This window comes from Marixanthomonas sp. SCSIO 43207 (genome assembly GCF_019904255.1).
Classification (GTDB): Bacteria; Bacteroidota; Bacteroidia; order Flavobacteriales; family Flavobacteriaceae; genus Marixanthomonas.
The window spans coordinates 2,433,414-2,450,243 of the sequence record NZ_CP063203.1 but is presented as its reverse complement, the minus strand read 5'-3'; the positions used below and the strand labels follow the sequence as shown (position 1 = coordinate 2,450,243).

Annotated in this window: 19 protein-coding genes; 12 read left to right on the top strand and 7 right to left on the bottom strand. The window is 33.1% G+C overall.

The genetic code is table 11. The features are described 5' to 3' along the window. The first annotated feature begins 50 nt into the window (after positions 1-50). The 4 genes from INR76_RS11495 (at position 51) to INR76_RS11480 (ending at position 2,732) form a co-directional block, all read left to right on the top strand. Entirely contained in the window at positions 51-536 is a 486-nt protein-coding gene (locus INR76_RS11495) for an Lrp/AsnC family transcriptional regulator (protein ID WP_223108108.1), read from the top strand. 81 nt (positions 537-617) lie between these two features. Next, on the top strand, positions 618-1,133 hold the full coding sequence (locus INR76_RS11490) for a DinB family protein (RefSeq protein ID WP_223108107.1): 516 nt from the start codon (positions 618-620) through the stop codon (positions 1,131-1,133). Next, the gene (locus INR76_RS11485) at positions 1,130-2,080 is read left to right on the top strand and encodes a YihY/virulence factor BrkB family protein (protein WP_223108106.1); all 951 of its coding nucleotides are present in this window, start codon (positions 1,130-1,132) and stop codon (positions 2,078-2,080) included. The genes INR76_RS11490 and INR76_RS11485 overlap by 4 nt, the downstream gene beginning before the upstream one ends. Positions 2,081-2,183: 103 nt before the next feature. After that, positions 2,184-2,732 (top strand): type 1 glutamine amidotransferase domain-containing protein, encoded by a 549-nt coding sequence (locus INR76_RS11480; RefSeq protein ID WP_223108105.1) that lies wholly within the window; start codon positions 2,184-2,186, stop codon positions 2,730-2,732. A gap of 61 nt (positions 2,733-2,793) precedes the next feature. Here the strand turns inward: INR76_RS11480 and INR76_RS11475 are convergent, their stop codons facing one another. Together INR76_RS11475 and aroB are read right to left on the bottom strand one after the other, a co-directional pair. Continuing rightward, positions 2,794-3,090: a hypothetical protein gene (locus INR76_RS11475; RefSeq protein WP_223108104.1), complete on the bottom strand. Its 297-nt coding sequence runs from the start codon at positions 3,088-3,090 to the stop codon at positions 2,794-2,796. Positions 3,091-3,162: 72 nt separating this feature from the next. Further along, the gene (gene aroB / locus INR76_RS11470; RefSeq protein ID WP_223108103.1) at positions 3,163-4,236 is read right to left on the bottom strand and encodes a 3-dehydroquinate synthase; all 1,074 of its coding nucleotides are present in this window, start codon (positions 4,234-4,236) and stop codon (positions 3,163-3,165) included. Positions 4,237-4,314: 78 nt separating this feature from the next. On the opposite strand from aroB, the gene INR76_RS11465 reads away from it, so the two are divergent. Further along, positions 4,315-5,490: a proline dehydrogenase family protein gene (locus tag INR76_RS11465; RefSeq protein ID WP_223108102.1), complete on the top strand. Its 1,176-nt coding sequence runs from the start codon at positions 4,315-4,317 to the stop codon at positions 5,488-5,490. A 1-nt stretch (position 5,491) separates the two neighbouring features. On the opposite strand, the gene INR76_RS11460 is transcribed toward INR76_RS11465, so the two are convergent. The 5 genes from INR76_RS11460 to INR76_RS11440 form a co-directional block, all read right to left on the bottom strand. Beyond that, positions 5,492-5,869: a hypothetical protein gene (locus INR76_RS11460; protein ID WP_223108101.1), complete on the bottom strand. Its 378-nt coding sequence runs from the start codon at positions 5,867-5,869 to the stop codon at positions 5,492-5,494. A 17-nt stretch (positions 5,870-5,886) separates the two neighbouring features. Next, positions 5,887-7,086, bottom strand: coding sequence for an alanine dehydrogenase (locus tag INR76_RS11455; protein ID WP_223108100.1), 1,200 nt, complete (start codon positions 7,084-7,086; stop codon positions 5,887-5,889). A gap of 58 nt (positions 7,087-7,144) precedes the next feature. Beyond that, entirely contained in the window at positions 7,145-7,675 is a 531-nt protein-coding gene (locus INR76_RS11450) for a hypothetical protein (protein ID WP_223108099.1), read from the bottom strand. A gap of 261 nt (positions 7,676-7,936) precedes the next feature. Further along, complete coding sequence (gene tsaE, locus INR76_RS11445) at positions 7,937-8,350, bottom strand: tRNA (adenosine(37)-N6)-threonylcarbamoyltransferase complex ATPase subunit type 1 TsaE (protein ID WP_223108098.1); 414 nt, start codon at positions 8,348-8,350, stop codon at positions 7,937-7,939. 96 nt (positions 8,351-8,446) lie between these two features. Further along, entirely contained in the window at positions 8,447-9,997 is a 1,551-nt protein-coding gene (locus INR76_RS11440) for a bifunctional response regulator/alkaline phosphatase family protein (RefSeq protein ID WP_223108097.1), read from the bottom strand. Between the two features lie 123 nt (positions 9,998-10,120). Here INR76_RS11440 and INR76_RS11435 point away from each other — a divergent pair, with 123 nt between their 5' ends. The 7 genes from INR76_RS11435 (at position 10,121) to INR76_RS11405 (ending at position 16,728) form a co-directional block, all read left to right on the top strand. Continuing rightward, on the top strand, positions 10,121-11,350 hold the full coding sequence (locus INR76_RS11435; protein WP_223108096.1) for an HD domain-containing protein: 1,230 nt from the start codon (positions 10,121-10,123) through the stop codon (positions 11,348-11,350). 104 nt (positions 11,351-11,454) lie between these two features. After that, on the top strand, positions 11,455-12,480 hold the full coding sequence (gene lpxD, locus INR76_RS11430; protein WP_223108095.1) for a UDP-3-O-(3-hydroxymyristoyl)glucosamine N-acyltransferase: 1,026 nt from the start codon (positions 11,455-11,457) through the stop codon (positions 12,478-12,480). Next, positions 12,473-13,882, top strand: coding sequence for a bifunctional UDP-3-O-[3-hydroxymyristoyl] N-acetylglucosamine deacetylase/3-hydroxyacyl-ACP dehydratase (locus INR76_RS11425; RefSeq protein ID WP_223108094.1), 1,410 nt, complete (start codon positions 12,473-12,475; stop codon positions 13,880-13,882). The genes lpxD and INR76_RS11425 overlap by 8 nt, the downstream gene beginning before the upstream one ends. Then, complete coding sequence (lpxA, locus tag INR76_RS11420; protein ID WP_223108093.1) at positions 13,883-14,668, top strand: acyl-ACP--UDP-N-acetylglucosamine O-acyltransferase; 786 nt, start codon at positions 13,883-13,885, stop codon at positions 14,666-14,668. A 63-nt stretch (positions 14,669-14,731) separates the two neighbouring features. Then, positions 14,732-15,298, top strand: a complete 567-nt coding sequence (efp, locus tag INR76_RS11415) for an elongation factor P (protein ID WP_223108092.1) — start codon at positions 14,732-14,734, stop codon at positions 15,296-15,298. Between the two features lie 81 nt (positions 15,299-15,379). Next, complete coding sequence (locus INR76_RS11410; RefSeq protein ID WP_223108091.1) at positions 15,380-16,318, top strand: UDP-3-O-(3-hydroxymyristoyl)glucosamine N-acyltransferase; 939 nt, start codon at positions 15,380-15,382, stop codon at positions 16,316-16,318. Next, positions 16,315-16,728, top strand: a complete 414-nt coding sequence (locus INR76_RS11405; protein ID WP_223108090.1) for a nuclear transport factor 2 family protein — start codon at positions 16,315-16,317, stop codon at positions 16,726-16,728. The genes INR76_RS11410 and INR76_RS11405 overlap by 4 nt, the downstream gene beginning before the upstream one ends. Positions 16,729-16,830: the final 102 nt, after the last annotated feature.

The window sequence follows — 16,830 nt, the reverse complement described above, 5'->3', positions numbered from 1 at the left end:
TATTTTTTACGAAAAACTTAGTATTTTTGCGCGCGAAAAAACACAGAGCTATGGCAAAATTTAAATTAGACGAAACTGATCACAAAATACTTGATATGCTTATCGAAAATACTCGAACAGCATTTACAGATATTGCAAAAAAACTAGGTATTTCTGCAGGAACCGTTCACGTACGAGTTAAAAAAATGGAAGATGCGGGGTTTATTACCGGTTCATCATTAAAACTTGATTATAAAAAACTTGGGTATTCTTTTATTGCGTATGTAGGCGTATTTCTTCAAAAAACTTCTCAAACACACTTTGTATTAGAACGTATTAACGAAATTCCATTCGTGACTGTTGCTCACGTAACAACAGGAAAGTTTAATATATTCTGTAAAATACGTGCAAAAGATACAAGTCACGCAAAAAACATTATTTATGAAATAGATGATATTGAAGGTGTAACGCGCACTGAGACGATGATTTCTTTAGAAGAAAGCATTAACGATAAAAAACGATTAATGCACTCTATCTTTAAAGATATTCAAAGCTAAACGATATTTATTTTTTTATTTTGAAAACCCTTTGTTGAAATAGCAAAGGGTTTTTTTATATTTAGTGATAAAATATTTTCTATGAAACCTTCAGAAATTCCGCCAACTCATTATCACGATTATTTTAAAAGATATATAAACCTTGTTAATGAAACCTCTATTGAAAAGGCATTATTAGTAGGAAAAGAAATGGCTTTAAACTTTTATCAATCTTTCCCTGAAAAAACTTGGAATTATCAATATGCTGAAGGAAAATGGACACCTAAAGAAGTTTTACTTCACGTAATTGACACCGAGCGGGTTTTTTCCTATAGAATTTTACGTATTGCACGATCTGAAAATGCAGATTTGTCTGATTTTGATGAAAATCTCTTTGCAGCCAACTCTGAAGCAAATACTCGCTCTGTAAAAAGTTTACTCGATGAATATAAAACTGTAAGAGATGCTACCTTTAGTCTTTTCAATAGCTTTTCTAAAGGCTCTTTAACTAAAATTGGAAAAGCAAACGGTAAACCACTTTCTGTAAGTGCGGCAGGTTACATAATTGCTGGTCACGAGATTCATCATATAAATATTATTAAGGAGCGTTATGTATGATAAAGCTGTTTTTATTTCTCAAACAAACCTATCTCAGTTGGGATAAAAATGATCCTTGGGCAAAAAGTGCTGTAATAGCGTATTATGCCTTATTCTCTTTGCCCTCATTGTTGATGATTACAGTTCATATAGCTGGAATTTTTTATGGCCCAGAAGCAGTACAAGGAAAAATTACTGAAGAAATAGGAGGGTTAATAGGTCAAGGAAGTGCAAAAGCTATAGAAACTATGATCGCAAATGCTACTATTGAAAACAGTTCTATTTTTACCATAAGCATAGGAATAGGGATGCTTATTTTTTCGGCTACCGGTGTGTTTTTTCAACTTCAAAAAGCGTTAAACGATATTTGGAGTGTAAGAGCAAAAGAAGAGGGCTTTGTGAATATATTAAAAAGAAGAGCTACTTCATTTGGATTGGTTTTGGCAATTGGATTATTATTATTAATTGCTTTGGTTATTTCAGCGGCAATTTCGGCGATAAGTAATTATTTAAGTGCGTATTATTCTGAAGCTTCATCTGTAGTGGTGACAATTTTAAATTTTATTATTTCCGAAGTATTTATAACAGCTCTTTTTGCTTCAATATTTACTATTTTACCAGATGTGAAAATTAAGTGGAAAACTACTCTGCTAGGCGCTCTATTTACATCCTTTTTGTTTTTAATAGGAAAGTATATTTTAGGGTTTTACTTTTCGCAAGCAAATCCTGCTTCGGTTTATGGAGCAGCCGGAAGCGTTGTTTTAATCCTACTATGGGTGTATTATACCTGTCTTATTTTATTTTTTGGAGCCGAATTAACTGTAAATTGGGCATTGCACAGAAACATACAAATAACACCTACCAAACACGCAATACCGTCATACGAAGTAGAACTGGCAGAATTGAGGGCTTATAAGGAGAAAATTGAAGATGACCGTAAAAAAACTGAGCGCTTAAAAAACAGTTAGATTACCTTTAACAATCTTTAGTATAACATTAATATGAAAGTTTTGGAAGCCTTTTAATCATAAGGTATCTTTATACTAAAATTAATAACAAAAAATTTATACTATGGAAAAGAGAATAGCAATTATCGCTACAGATGGATTTGAAGAATCAGAATTAAAGTCACCAAAAGAAGCGATGGAAAAAGAAGGCTTTACAGTAGATATTGTAAGCGAAAACTCTGGATCTATCAAAGCCTGGGCCGACGGAAACTGGGGAAAAGAATACACCGTAGACAAAACAATTGATAGCGTAAACGCAGATCAATACAATGCATTAGTCTTGCCAGGAGGCGTTATCAACCCTGATAAACTAAGAAGAAATGAGAATGCATTAAGTTTTGTAAGAGATTTTTTTAAACAGAAAAAACCGGTTGCAGCTATTTGCCACGGACCACAAGTTTTAATTTCTGCAGATGTTGTAAAAGGAAGAAAATTGACTTCTTTCAATTCAATTAAAGATGACTTGGTTAACGCTGGAGCAGAATGGGTAGATGAAGAAGTTGTAGTAGATGAAGGTTTTGTAACCAGTAGAAATCCTGATGATTTACCAGCTTTTAATTCAAAATTAATTGAAGAAATTAAAGAAGGTAAACATACATTACAACACGCGTAATGTAGAAGTAAATATTATAAAAAAAAGAGGTGAATTTTTCACCTCTTTTTTTGTTTATTTTTTATTCTTCCTCATCGCCGGGCATTGGTTTTTCAGGTATTTCAGCAATTGGGTCTGTAAAATCTTCTTCATCATAATCATCTTCTTCAAATGATGCCATTGTATTTTCTAAACGTGAACTTACTTTCACTAAGTAAATTGAATCATCTGTACGCACTTCTACAGCTTCAATTGTTTCATTTTTCGCATTTTTAAAACGAATTACTTGGTCATCATCATATCCATCGGGATATTTATCTACTAATAGTGATAGTATTTCAGGTGTTAGTTTTTTGTAATCTACAATAACTCTTTTCATTATATGTAATGTTGGTTTGTCAAATTATATGCTTCAAAAATATAAGAGATTATGTTATTTCAAAATTAAATTTCAGAAATTTTTATAATAATCAAATGCCTCATAAATCAAGCTGTTTTCTACTGTACAATTTATATTAAAATCTCCAATATCGTTAAGTAATACAAAATAAATGGAGTCTCCTTTGTTTTTTTTATCGTAAATAAGCAATTTAATTATTTCAGAAATATCTTCTTCATTAAATTCTACTTTTCTGAAGTGAGAATTGATAATTGTAGTAACTTCATCTAGTCTTTCTTTTGAAAAATTAAATAGTTGTGATGATATATACGTTTCTAGAATTAAACCAATAGCAACTGCTTCACCGTGTAACAGCTCGTTTTTTTTAGTGTTTTTTTCTGAAGCGTGCATAAAGTAAGATTCTATTGCATGTCCTAACGTATGTCCATAATTTAATGTTTTGCGTCTTCCTTTTTCATAAGGATCTTCTGTAACAATCTCATTTTTAATGCATATTGACTCCCAAATTAGGTTGTTTGCCTCTTCAATATCATTATTGGTAAAATTTTTTACTTTATCCCAATATTCTTCTGAATAAATAAGTCCGTGTTTGAGCATTTCGGCCCAACCGGAAGTCATTTGATCTGGAGGTAAGGTGTTTAAAAATGCAGTATCTATAATTACTTGATTGGGAGTTTTAATTACTCCTATTTGGTTTTTTAAGTTACCTAAATCTACTCCGTTTTTTCCACCAACAGATGCGTCAACCATTGCGAGTAGGGAAGTGGGTATGTTTATAAAAGAAATACCACGTCTATATGTGCATGCTATAAAACCACCAATATCTGTAACTACACCACCGCCTAGATTGATAAGTAAACTGTCTCTATCTGCACCCATTTCTGAAAGTTGATTCCAAAGATGTAAGCACGTAACAATAGTTTTATGGTTTTCACCGGCAGGTATTGTCAATGAGTGAATATTGTGATTATGAGTTGTTTTTGTTAAAAAAACATCAAAACAATGCTCTTTAGTATTCTCATCTGTTAAAATGAAAATTTTGGTAGGTTTTAGTATATCTAATTGACTATTAAAGCTTTCCCAAGCGTTTGTGTCTCCATAGATTTTATTTAATCTTTTTTTCATCTCAATCCTTTGCTAAAATGTAGGTTCGGGTATTATATCAACGTCAAATCTAACTATATTTGCGCAGATTATTTTTATATGGAAACTAATTTACTTTTTAATAATACCGAAATTGCTTTTAAATTAAAATCTGATGCAGAGCTAGAGCGCGCATATTTTTTATTTAAAATGATAGCAAATGAACCGCTTGTGCGTATTGGTACAGCCGTAACAAAATTTGCGTTAAACTTAAATCTTCCTGTAGAAGGGCTTATACGATCAACTGTATTTGATCATTTTTGTGGTGGAGTAAGTGAGAAAGATTGTATGAACACAGTTGATGCTCTATATGAAGCCAATGTGCATTCGGTTTTAGATTATTCGGTAGAAGGAAAAGAAGATGAAAAGCAATTTGATAAAACGGTAGATAAAATTGTAGAACTTACCAAATTTGCAAAAAATAAAAAAGCAATGCCGTTTTCTGTTTTTAAACCAACAGGATTAGGAAGGTTTGAGTTGTGGAGAAAGAAAACTGAAAATGAAAAACTTACTCAAGAAGAAGAAGCAGAATGGGATAGAATAGTGGAGCGTTATGAAACTGTTTGTAAAGCAGCTGATGATTGCGGTGTCTCCTTATTGGTTGATGCAGAAGAATCTTGGATGCAAGGAGCTGCAGATGAACTTTGTGAGCAAATGATGGAAAAATACAACAAAGAAAGAGTTGTTATATTTAATACACTGCAATGCTATCGTTGGGATAGAGAAGAATATTTATTAGATCTCCATAAAAAAGCAAAAGAAAAGGGATTTAGATTAGGTTTTAAAGTAGTGCGTGGCGCTTATATGGAAAAAGAACATGAGCGTGCCGAAGAAAATGGATACCCAACACCTATTTGTGCTAGTAAAAAAGATACCGATGATAACTTTAATAAAGTTGCAAAATATATTCTAGACAACCTTGAAACCATTACATTATATCTAGGAACGCACAACGAGGTAAGCTGTTATTTAGCAATGGAAATCATTAAAGCCAAAGGCTTAGATAAAAATGATGATCGAGTTTGGTTTGGTCAACTTTACGGAATGAGTGACAATATAAGTTATAACCTTGCTAGTGAAGGATTTAATGTCTCAAAGTATATGCCTTTTGGCCCGGTAAAAGATGTAATGCCTTACTTAATAAGAAGAGCAGAAGAAAATACTTCGGTTGCAGGACAAACAAGCCGTGAATTACTCCTTTTGAAAAAGGAAAGAAAGCGTAGAGGGATTTTATAAATTATTCCTTTATTTCTTCAATATTTTGAATTGTAGCTAGGTTGCTGCAGTTCTCTACCGTAATTTTTAAGATCATTTCTGAAACCTTATTTTCTATATTGTAAATCTTACAAGAATCTAAATCTGTATTACTTTCTGAAAACAGAACGTCTCCGTCACTTAAAATTTTTGAAACAATAGAAGTATCGAGTTCTTTTTGTTGTAAAAACACGATAGTTTCTTCGGAAAAAGCGCGTTCTTTTATGCGAATGTTTTTCAAGGTTCGAGCTTCAGGACCATAATCACAAGAAGTTTTTTTTCCGCCTAAAAAGAAAAAAAGAATGATTAAGCCTATCCCGAAACCTCCCAAATAGTAGGCAATTCTGTGAATTAATTTCATGAAAAAAAATATCTTTATTAAAAGAAAAGTAAGTTTATGTCACTGTAAGACATATCAAACCAATCTGCAACCGCTTTGTTTGTTAAAATTCCGCGGTAAAAATACAAACCATTTTTTAATCCACCATCAAAACGAATGGCTTGTTCAAGACCTCCGCATTCAGCAATTTCTAATAAGTAAGGCGTAAAAATATTACTTATTGAAATAGAAGCCGTTTTTGGGTATCGAGCAGGAATATTGGGAACCCCGTAATGAACCACATTGTGTTTAATTTGTGTAGGCGTATCGTGTGATGTCATATCTGAAGTTTCAAAACATCCGCCCATATCAATACTAACATCAATAATTACAGCACCTTTTTTCATTTTCTTTACCATTGCTTCAGTAACAATAATTGGCGATCTATTTTTTCCGCGCACGGCACCAATAGCTACATCACAACGTCTTAAGGCTTTTAGTAAATTTTTTGGTTGAATGGTAGAGGTGTAAAAAGTTTGACCTATTGCAGATTGTAAAGCCCGCAACTTGGTAATAGAACTATCAAATACTTTTACATTGGCGCCAAGACCCAAAGCAGATCTTACAGCAAATTGACCAACGGTACCTGCGCCAATAACTACAACCTCTACTGGAGGAACCCCGCTTATATTTCCAAATAGGAGTCCGTTCCCTTTTTTTGCATTTACCATTATTTCAGAAGCAATTAATACTGAAGCAGTACCAGCAATCTCACTTAAGGCTTTTACGGCAGGATAACTGTGATCTTCATCTTTAATAAACTCAAAAGCTAGCGCGGTGATTTTTTTCTTAGCCAGAATATCAAAATATTTTTTTTGCCTTGTTTTGAGTTGTAAGGCAGAAATAAGAACTGTTTTGGGGTTTATAAGATCTAATTCTTCTAGAGTAGGAGGTTCTACTTTTAAAATAAAAGGACATCCAAAAACTTTTTTTGTGTCTTTGGTGAGTTGAGCTCCAGCTTCACTGTAATCTTTATCGGAAAAACCGGATTCTTTTCCTGCACCACTTTCAATTAAAACTTTGTGACCATTTGCAACCACAGCTGCAACAGCATCTGGAGTTAAACAAATACGTTTTTCTTGAAAATAAGTTTCCTTTGGAATACCAATAAACAAAGCGCCTTTTTGACGAGTCACTTCTAACGTTTCCTCTTGGGGTATGAGTTGTGCTTTTGTAAAAGGGGATTTGGACTCTGTCATAATGGTTTTTTATTAGTAGTCCTAAGTTACATATTTAAAAGATTGTGAAAAAGGAAAATTATCGGAATAAATCTTTTATCTGTTGCCAAATAGATTTCTTCACCATCAAATCTTCTTCAAACTCTTTTAAATCATCACCTCGTACTTTGTTGAAGAGTTTTGCGCGAATAAGATAAACTACAGGAACCAAAACCATCATTAATGGTATGATGTAATATAATTCTAGTTCGTCTAAACTGTTACTTTCATTTATGATTCCCCATAATTGAAACGAATACATTGATATTGGGATTAATATAATCCAGTGCCACCAATGTTTACAAGTAAAAAACCATAACAGTAGAAGGTATAATGGTATAAATTTTCCAAAGAAATGCCAGGCAAAGGTATACCAATCATAAAAAGCTGTGGTTATTGTAAATAAAGAAGTTTCCCAAACTTGCGCGTCTGGGAAACTTTCATAAGTATAAAATAAAAAGGGGGTAATAGCTATTAAAAAAACAACTATACCTCCTACAAATAAAGATTTCTTATCCGTTTTGTGGTACTCGGATTTGGTCTCTTTTAATTTGTTGTTCTGTTTGTCCATCTTCAATGCTTTCAGGTGTACAAGATACAAATAAAGCAGCTCCGAAAATTGCAACGATTAAATAGTACTTTGTTAATTTCATAATGTTTGTTTTTGTGAGGTTAATAGTACAAACCTAACACAAAATCAAACATGTATTCCAAATAAGTTAGCCGTATCTTTATAGGTTATTTTTGGCAATAATTATCCTGCTTAAAAAATAATGCAATTTGGGGCAGTTTTTAAAAGTTAAGGCTAAATAGTATATAGTAGTATTGCAATTTATTTCACTGGCATAATACTTAAAGTTCTACTTCCGTTTTTATTCTTTGTTATTGTTATTGTATTGCTTTTTTCAGGAAGCAATGATTTAATTTTTTCCGGCCACTCTATAAACACCCATTCATTTGAGTATAAATATTCTTCAACACCTATATCCAACGCTTCTTTTTCATCTTCTATTCTATAAAAATCAAAATGGTAAATAATTCCATCGTGTGTTTGATATTCATTGACTAAAGAAAATGTTGGACTGGAAATGGATTCTGAAACTCCTAGTTTTTTTGCTAAAGCAGCAATTAATGTAGTTTTTCCTGTTCCCATAGCACCATCAAAAAGCAAGTGCTTACTTGTTACAGTAGTTAACACTTTATCAGCTACTTGCTGTAAGTCGTTTAATGTGTAGGTGATTTCCATAATTTAGGTTGCGATCAAATATAAACTACTTATCCGATAAATAGCTAATAAAATCGATTAAAAGTAATAAATAAAGAAATTTCTTACAAATAATTGTTATTTAGGCTCTAATATCGCAAACGGAATGATCATTTCTTCTAGGGAAACGCCTCCGTGTTGATATGTGTTCCTGTAATAACTCACGTAATGATTATAATTATTAGGGTATGCAAAAAACAAATCTCCTTTTGCAAAAATAAAGGAACTACTCATATTTATGGAAGGTAAATTGATAGATTTTGGGTTTTTAGCAGCCAACACATCTTTATCTTCATACGTAAGGCTTTTGCCGGTTTTGTAACGTAGATTTAAGCTTGTGTTTTTGTCTCCAATTACTTTTGAAGGGTTTTTTACATTAATAGTACCGTGATCGGTTGTGAGAATTAATTTAAAGCCAAGTTGAGATGCTTGTTGAATAACCTCCATCAATGGTGAGTTTTTAAACCAGCTTTGAGTTAATGAACGGTATGATTTATCTGTTGATGCTAGTTCTTTGATAACTTCCATCTCGGTTTTTGAATGGGAAAGTATATCTACAAAGTTATAAACCACAACGGTTAAGTCTTCATCTTTGTGACTTTTAAAATTTTCTGCTAAGCGTTTACCTTGTTTTAAAGTAGAGATTTTATGGTAGCTCCAGTTTAAATCTAGACCAAAACGTTTTAACTGCGCTTCAAAAAATTTATCTTCATTCATGTTTTTTCCGCCTTCATCTGTATCGTTTAACCAAAGGTCTGGATGAAGTTTTTCCATTTCGCTAGGCATTAAACCTGAGAAAATAGCATTTCGAGCATATTGTGTTGCGGTAGGTAAAATGCTACAAAACATTTCTTCTGAAGTTTTTTTATACGCATTTGCAATAAACGGCTCAAAAGCTTTCCACTGATCATACCTAAGATTGTCAACCACTACCATAAGAGTAGGTCTATTATCTTTTAATTGTGGCATTACTTTATCTCTAAAGAGCGTATGTGACATCACAGGGGCGTCTTCTTGGTCTTTAAACCATTCTGGATAATTTTTATCAATAAACTTGCAAAACTGTGTGTTGGCTTCGGTTTTTTGAGATTCTAAAATTTCAAACATCCCGGTATCTTCAATATCTTCAAGCTCTAGCTCCCAATACACTAATTTTTGATATAAATCTACCCAACCTTCCCAAGAATTAATCATAGACATATCCATAGCTATTTTTCTAAACTCTTGTTGATAGCTAGATGTCGTTTTTTCAGAAACCAATCTTGAATGATCTAGGTTTTTCTTCAAACTCAATAAAATCTGGTTGGGGTTAACAGGTTTAATAAGGTAATCGGCAATTTTTGACCCAATAGCTTCTTCCATAATATATTCTTCTTCACTTTTGGTAATCATTACTACCGGAAGTGAAGCTCGTTGTTCTTTTATTTCAGAAAGCGTTTCTAGACCTGTAAGTCCCGGCATGTTTTCGTCTAAAAAAACAATATCAAAAGTGTCGTTTGCTATTTCTTCTAATGCTTCGGTTCCGCTTTGTGCGGTGGTAACTGTATAGTTTTTCTTTTCTAGAAAGAGAATATGTGGTTTTAACAAATCTATTTCATCATCTACCCATAGTACTTTTATGTCGCTCATATCGTATATTTGTTTTTCTGTGTTGCACTTTTTTCAGTTTATCTGAAAAGATTGCTTCTACAACAAAAATAAACCTGAATTTTTTCAATTTGAAAAAAGCCGGTATAATTAAAAGTTAAAAGTTTGAAATCACGTAACAAACTCAAAATAGTAAACGACCCTGTTTACGGTTTTATTACCATACCCAATAAGCTCATTTCAGATTTGATTGAGCATCCTTACTTTCAAAGATTACGCAGAATTTCTCAAATGGGAATGTCATATTTGGTATATCCTGGAGCACATCATACGCGTTTTCATCATGCGCTGGGAGCTATGTTTTTAATGCGTAAAGCAGTGCAAGTGCTTCGTTATAAAGGAATTGAGATTTCAGAAAAAGAAGAAGAAGCTTTGTGTATTGCAATTTTACTACACGATATTGGGCACGGTCCATTCTCTCATGCTATGGAAAATAGTATTGTTGAAAATGTAAATCATGAGCAAATTTCACTGTTGTTTATGGAAGAATTGAATAAAAACTTTAACAACAGATTAACGCTTGCTATCACCATATTTAAAGATGAATATGACCGAAAATTTTTACATCAGCTTATTTCAAGTCAGTTAGATATGGATCGTTTAGACTATTTAAGACGGGATAGTTTTTATACAGGCGTTTCAGAAGGGGCGGTAAATTCAGAGCGATTAATTGCTATGCTCAATGTAAAGAATGACAAACTGGTAGTAGAAGAAAAAGGTATTTATTCAGTTGAAAAGTTTATCATTGCGCGTCGTTTGATGTATTGGCAAGTTTACTTACATAAAACGAGTCTTGTTGCAGAGCAGTTATTACTTAGAATGTTGAAAAGAGCAAAAGAATTGACAGACAATGGGGTTGAACTACCAGCTAGCAAAGCATTATTGTTTTTTCTGAAACACTCTATCACTCATAAAACCTTTACTAAAGATGTTCTTGACACCTTTTCAAAACTTGATGACTATGATATTGTTTCGGCAATGAAATCTTGGGTAGAAGAAGAAGATTTTGTTTTAAAAACATTGGCCAAAATGATTTTAAATCGAGATTTGCTTAAAATTAAAATGAAGAAAAAACCGGTTACTTCAGAAAAAATTCAGAAAAAAATACAACAAACCATGCAGCGCTATAATTTATCTGAAGATGAAGCAAACTATTTTGTGTTTACCGGAAGCATAGAAAATCAAGCGTATCGAATGGATAAAGAAACAATTAATTTGTTAACCAAGTCTGGAAAAGTGCGTGATGTGGCAAAAGCAAGTGACCAGGTAAACTTAAAAGCGCTTTCAGAAAAAGTAATAAAATATTATCTATGCTATCCAAAAAGGAATAACTAAACCTTTTTTTCTATTTTTGCAGAGATGCAGCAAAACCAATATTGTAATAAGAGCATAATTATATCGCTTACGTTTGCAGTATTTTCAACCAATAATGCTACTAAATGAAATTTACAGCAACTCAAATAGCAGGACTTTTAGCAGGAGAAATAGAAGGAAATGCTAATGCCGAAGTATCTAAATTAGCTAAAATTGAAGAAGGAACTGATGGAAGTCTTACCTTTTTAGCAAATCCTAAATATACTTCACATATTTATTCAACTCAAGCTACAATTACAATTGTCAACAAAGATTTTGTTGCTGAACACAATATAAATACAACATTAATACGAGTTGATGATGCTTACAAAGCCTTTTCAAAGCTTCTAGAGTATTACAACCAAGTAAAGATGAATAAAACAGGTATTGAAGAACCTGTTTATATTTCAGAAAGCGCATCATATGGAGATAACCTCTATTTAGGCGCTTTTTCTTATTTAGGGGATAATGTGAAAATAGGTAATAACGCTACAATTTACCCCAATACATATATAGGTAACAATGTTACTATTGGTGATAATGTAATTGTTTTTGCCGGAGCCAAGATTTATTCTGAAACTATAATAGGCGATAACTGCGTTATAAACAGTGGCGTTATTGTAGGAGCAGACGGGTTTGGGTTTACCCCAGATGAAAACGGCGAATATTCAAAAGTGCCTCAAACCGGAAATGTTATTATTGAAGACAATGTAGATATAGGAGCCGGAACCACCATAGATAGAGCAACACTAGGAGCTACAATTATTAGAAAAGGAGTAAAACTTGATAATCAAATACAGATAGCTCACAATGTAGAAATAGGAGAACATACAGTAATAGCAGCCCAATCTGGAATAGCAGGTTCTACAAAAATTGGCAAAAACTGTATAATTGGTGGCCAAGTAGGAATAGTGGGGCATATAACCATTGGTGACAATGTAAAAATACAAGCACAAAGTGGCATAGGTAGAAATGTAAAAGACAATGAAGCGTTACAAGGTTCACCAGCACTTAGCTACTCAAGTTTTAATAAGAGCTATGTTCATTTCAAAAACTTACCAGAAATAATCAAGCGATTTAATACCTTTGAAAAAAAAATTGACAATGATTGAGTGTAATACCACAAATCAGCAAACAATTGGCAAAGAAACTTCTCTTAAAGGAGTTGGATTGCATACAGGAAAAGAAGTAACCATTACTTTTAAACCTGCGCCTGAAGATTATGGATACAAATTTATTCGTATTGATCTTGAGGGAAGCCCTGTAATAGAAGCAGATGCAAATTATGTTACAAATACAGAACGTGGCACCAACCTCGAAAAAAAAGGTGTGAAAATTCAAACTTCAGAACATGTGTTGGCTGCCTTAGTAGGGATGGAGATTGATAATTGCATGATAGAGCTGAATGCTTCAGAGCCACCTATTATGGATGGTTCTTCAAAGTTTTTTGTTGAAGCTATTGAAGATGCAGGAATTGTTAAACAAGAAGCACAACGCGAAGAGTATGTTGTAAAAGAGGTAATAAGCTTTGCCGATGAAGCAACAGGTAGTGAAATTACAGTAATACCTTCAGAATCGTATCAGATTACAACAATGGTAGATTTTGGCACGAAAGTATTAGGCACACAAAATGCTTCATTACAGCGTCTTTCAGACTTTAAAAATGAAATATCAAACGCTCGTACATTTAGTTTTCTACACGAAATAGAAACCTTATTAGATCACGGTTTAATTAAAGGTGGAGACTTAAACAACGCTATAGTTTACGTTGATAAAGAACTGTCTCCAGAAACAATGGAAAAACTTAGAGGTGCTTTTGGTAAAGATGAAATTTCTGTAAAACCAAATGGAATTTTAGATAATCTAACCCTGCACCATCCCAATGAAGCCGCTCGACACAAACTTCTAGACGTAGTAGGTGATTTAGCCTTAATTGGAACACGAATTAAAGGTAGGGTTATAGCCAATAAACCTGGTCATAAAGTGAACACCGAGTTTGCTAAAAAAATGACTAAAATAATTAAAGCTGAAAAACGCAACCAAGTACCTCAAGTAGATTTGAATAGTACTCCTTTAATGGATATTAATCAGATCATGAAAATGTTACCTCATAGACAACCTATGTTGTTAATCGATAAAATATTCGAACTTTCAGACAGTCATGTGTTAGGTACTAAAAACGTGACAATGAATGAAGAGTTTTTTAAGGGGCATTTTCCAGGAGCTCCAGTTATGCCAGGAGTGCTTATTGTAGAGGCTATGGCACAAACAGGCGGAATATTAATTTTAAGTACAGTACCTGACCCTGAGAACTACCTTACTTACTTTATGAAAATAGATAAAGTTAAGTTTAAACAAAAAGTGGTTCCGGGTGATACATTAATCTTTAAATGTGATTTAATTTCACCAATACGTAGAGGAATTTGCCATATGCAAGGCTATGCTTTTGCAAATGGTAAATTGTGTGCTGAGGCAGAATTAATGGCACAGGTAGTAAAATCAAAAAATGACTAAATGAATCAACCGTTAGCATATGTCCACCCGGGCGCAAAAATAGCCAAAAACGTTGTAATTGAACCATTTACAACCATACATAACAATGTTGTAATTGGTGAAGGAACTTGGATTGGTTCAAACGTAACTATTATGGAAGGTGCTCGTATTGGTAAAAATTGTAACATTTTTCCAGGAGCTGTTATTTCCGCCGTTCCACAAGACTTAAAATTTAAGGACGAAGAAACCACAGCCGAAATTGGTGATAATACAACCATTAGAGAATACGTTACTGTTAACCGAGGTACAATTGACCGGGGTAAAACAATTATAGGCAAAAATTGTTTAATCATGGCCTATTGTCACATAGCTCATGACTGTATTGTGGGTGATAACTGTATTTTTTCAAATGCAAGTACCTTAGCCGGTCATATTACTGTAGGTGATTACGTAGTGTTAGCAGGTATGACTGCTGTACACCAGTTTTGTATGATTGGTAGCCACGCGTTTGTAACCGGCGGATCATTAGTAAGAAAAGACGTTCCTCCTTATGTAAAAGGAGCTCGTGAACCATTATCTTATGTAGGAATTAATTCTATCGGTTTACGTAGAAGAGGTTATGAAACTGAAAAAATACGCGAAATTCAAAATATTTACAGAATTCTGTATCAAAATAATTATAATACCACTCAAGCTTCAGAAATTATAGAAGCCGAAATGGAGGCAACTCCAGAACGTGATGAAATTCTTCAGTTTATTAAGAACTCAAAAAGAGGTATTATGAAAGGATATTTCAGTAATAATTAATATTTCTGAAATTAAAATAAAAAAAAGTTTAATTAAAAACACACCTATTTTATAGGAGTAAATATGGCAACAACTTCAGATATTAGAAAAGGGTTATGTATTCACTATAACCACGACATTTACAAAATAATTGAATTTTTACACGTAAAACCTGGAAAAGGTCCTGCATTTGTACGTACTAAATTAAAAAGTGTAACTACAGGAAAAGTAGTAGATAATACATTTTCTGCCGGTCATAAAATTGAAGATGTTCGTGTAGAGACTCATAAGTTTCAGTTTTTATATAATGAGGGTGAGTTTTACCACTTTATGAATACTGAAGATTATACTCAAATACGTTTATTAAAAGAAGCACTTGACACTCCAGAATTAATGAAAGAAGGTGAAGTTGTTACCGTATTAATTAATACAGAAGACAACGCACCGCTTTCTGTTGAAATGCCTGCACACGTTGTGCTTGAAGTAACTGCAACAGAGCCTGGTGTAAAAGGAAACACAGCTACAAACGCAACAAAGCCTGCTACCGTTGAGACAGGAGCAGAAGTAAACGTTCCTTTGTTTATTAATGAAGGTGATAAAATACGAATTGATACAGAAAAAGGACAATACCAAGAGCGTATTAAAGAATAAGTTAATAACTATCAAAATTTTAAATCCCGTCACGATGCTATTGTGATGGGATTTTTTATATTTGGTTTCAAATTTATAAAAATGAAATTTTCAACCCCTCAAACGTTAAAAGGTATTGCAAACATACTAGATTGTAAGTATGTTGGTGATGATACTTTTCCGGTTTTGGGTTTGAACGAAATTCACGTAGTACAACCCGGTGATATTGTATTTGTAGACCACCCTAAGTATTACGATAAAGCGTTGCAATCTCTTGCTACCATTGTTTTAATAAATAAAGAAGTTGCTTGCCCTGAAGGAAAGGCGCTGTTAATAAGTGATGACCCTTTTAGAGATTTTAATGCATTAATCAATCATTTTAATCCCTTTGTAGCGGCTACAGCTGTTATTGCAGATTCTGCCAAAATTGGAAATCACACAATTATTCAACCTAATGTTTTTATAGGAAACAATGTAGAAATAGGGGATGACTGTTTGATTCATCCCAATGTTACTATCTATGATAATATCAAGATAGGAAACAATGTTACTATTCATTCAGGAACTGTTTTGGGAGCAGATGCTTTTTACTATAAAAATCGACCAGAAAAGTTTGATAAGTTGCTAAGTGGCGGAAACGTAGTTATAGAAGACAATGTTGATATAGGGGCTCTTTGTTCTATTGATAGTGGTGTTACGGCTTCAACTACCATAGGCGAAGGAACAAAACTTGATAATCAAGTTCACGTAGGTCACGATACGGTTATTGGTAAACGTTGTCTAATTGCTTCACAAGTAGGGATAGCCGGTTGTGTGCTAGTTGAAGATTTTGTTACCATTTGGGGACAAGTAGGTATTACTAGCGGTATTACCATTGGTGAAAAAGCTGTAATCTCTGCACAAAGCGGTGTTAGCAAGTCACTTCCGGGACATAAATCCTATTTTGGAACCCCAGCAGATGAATTCAGAAAAAAATACAAGGAATTAGCTTCAATACGCTTAATACCTGATATAATAGATAAATTAGATAGAATAAAATGAGTAAAAGTGCAAAGGAAATAGTGAGAAGGTTTTACCTATCAGATGTTTTAAATGACCATTCTGTATTAGAAAAATATTTTCATAAAGATTTAGAATTACTTTGGAACAGTACCAAGGGCTTGACTATTATGAGTTTTGACGATTTGGTAAATTATTTTACCGAAATGCGTCGCACTTATGATGACTTGAGAGTAGAAGTGAGCCACCTTCTGGTAGATGGAAACCATGTTACTGTAAGATATAAATACTACATTAAAACTATTGAAAACCCCGATGAAGAATTAGGTATTGCTCATTTTTTAGCTATTTGGGAGGTGAAAGACGAGAAAATATATAGAGGTCACCAGATAAGTCAACCGGTTACCGATATGGATGATACAAATGAATCATATCATAAGGTTAAAGTATAATTTCTTTTAAAAGCTATTTCAAAATAGTACCTTTGCTTCGCTTTTTAATCGTAAAAGAGCAACATAGTAGTTTAAAATAAAACAATAAAAAATTCTGAAAGA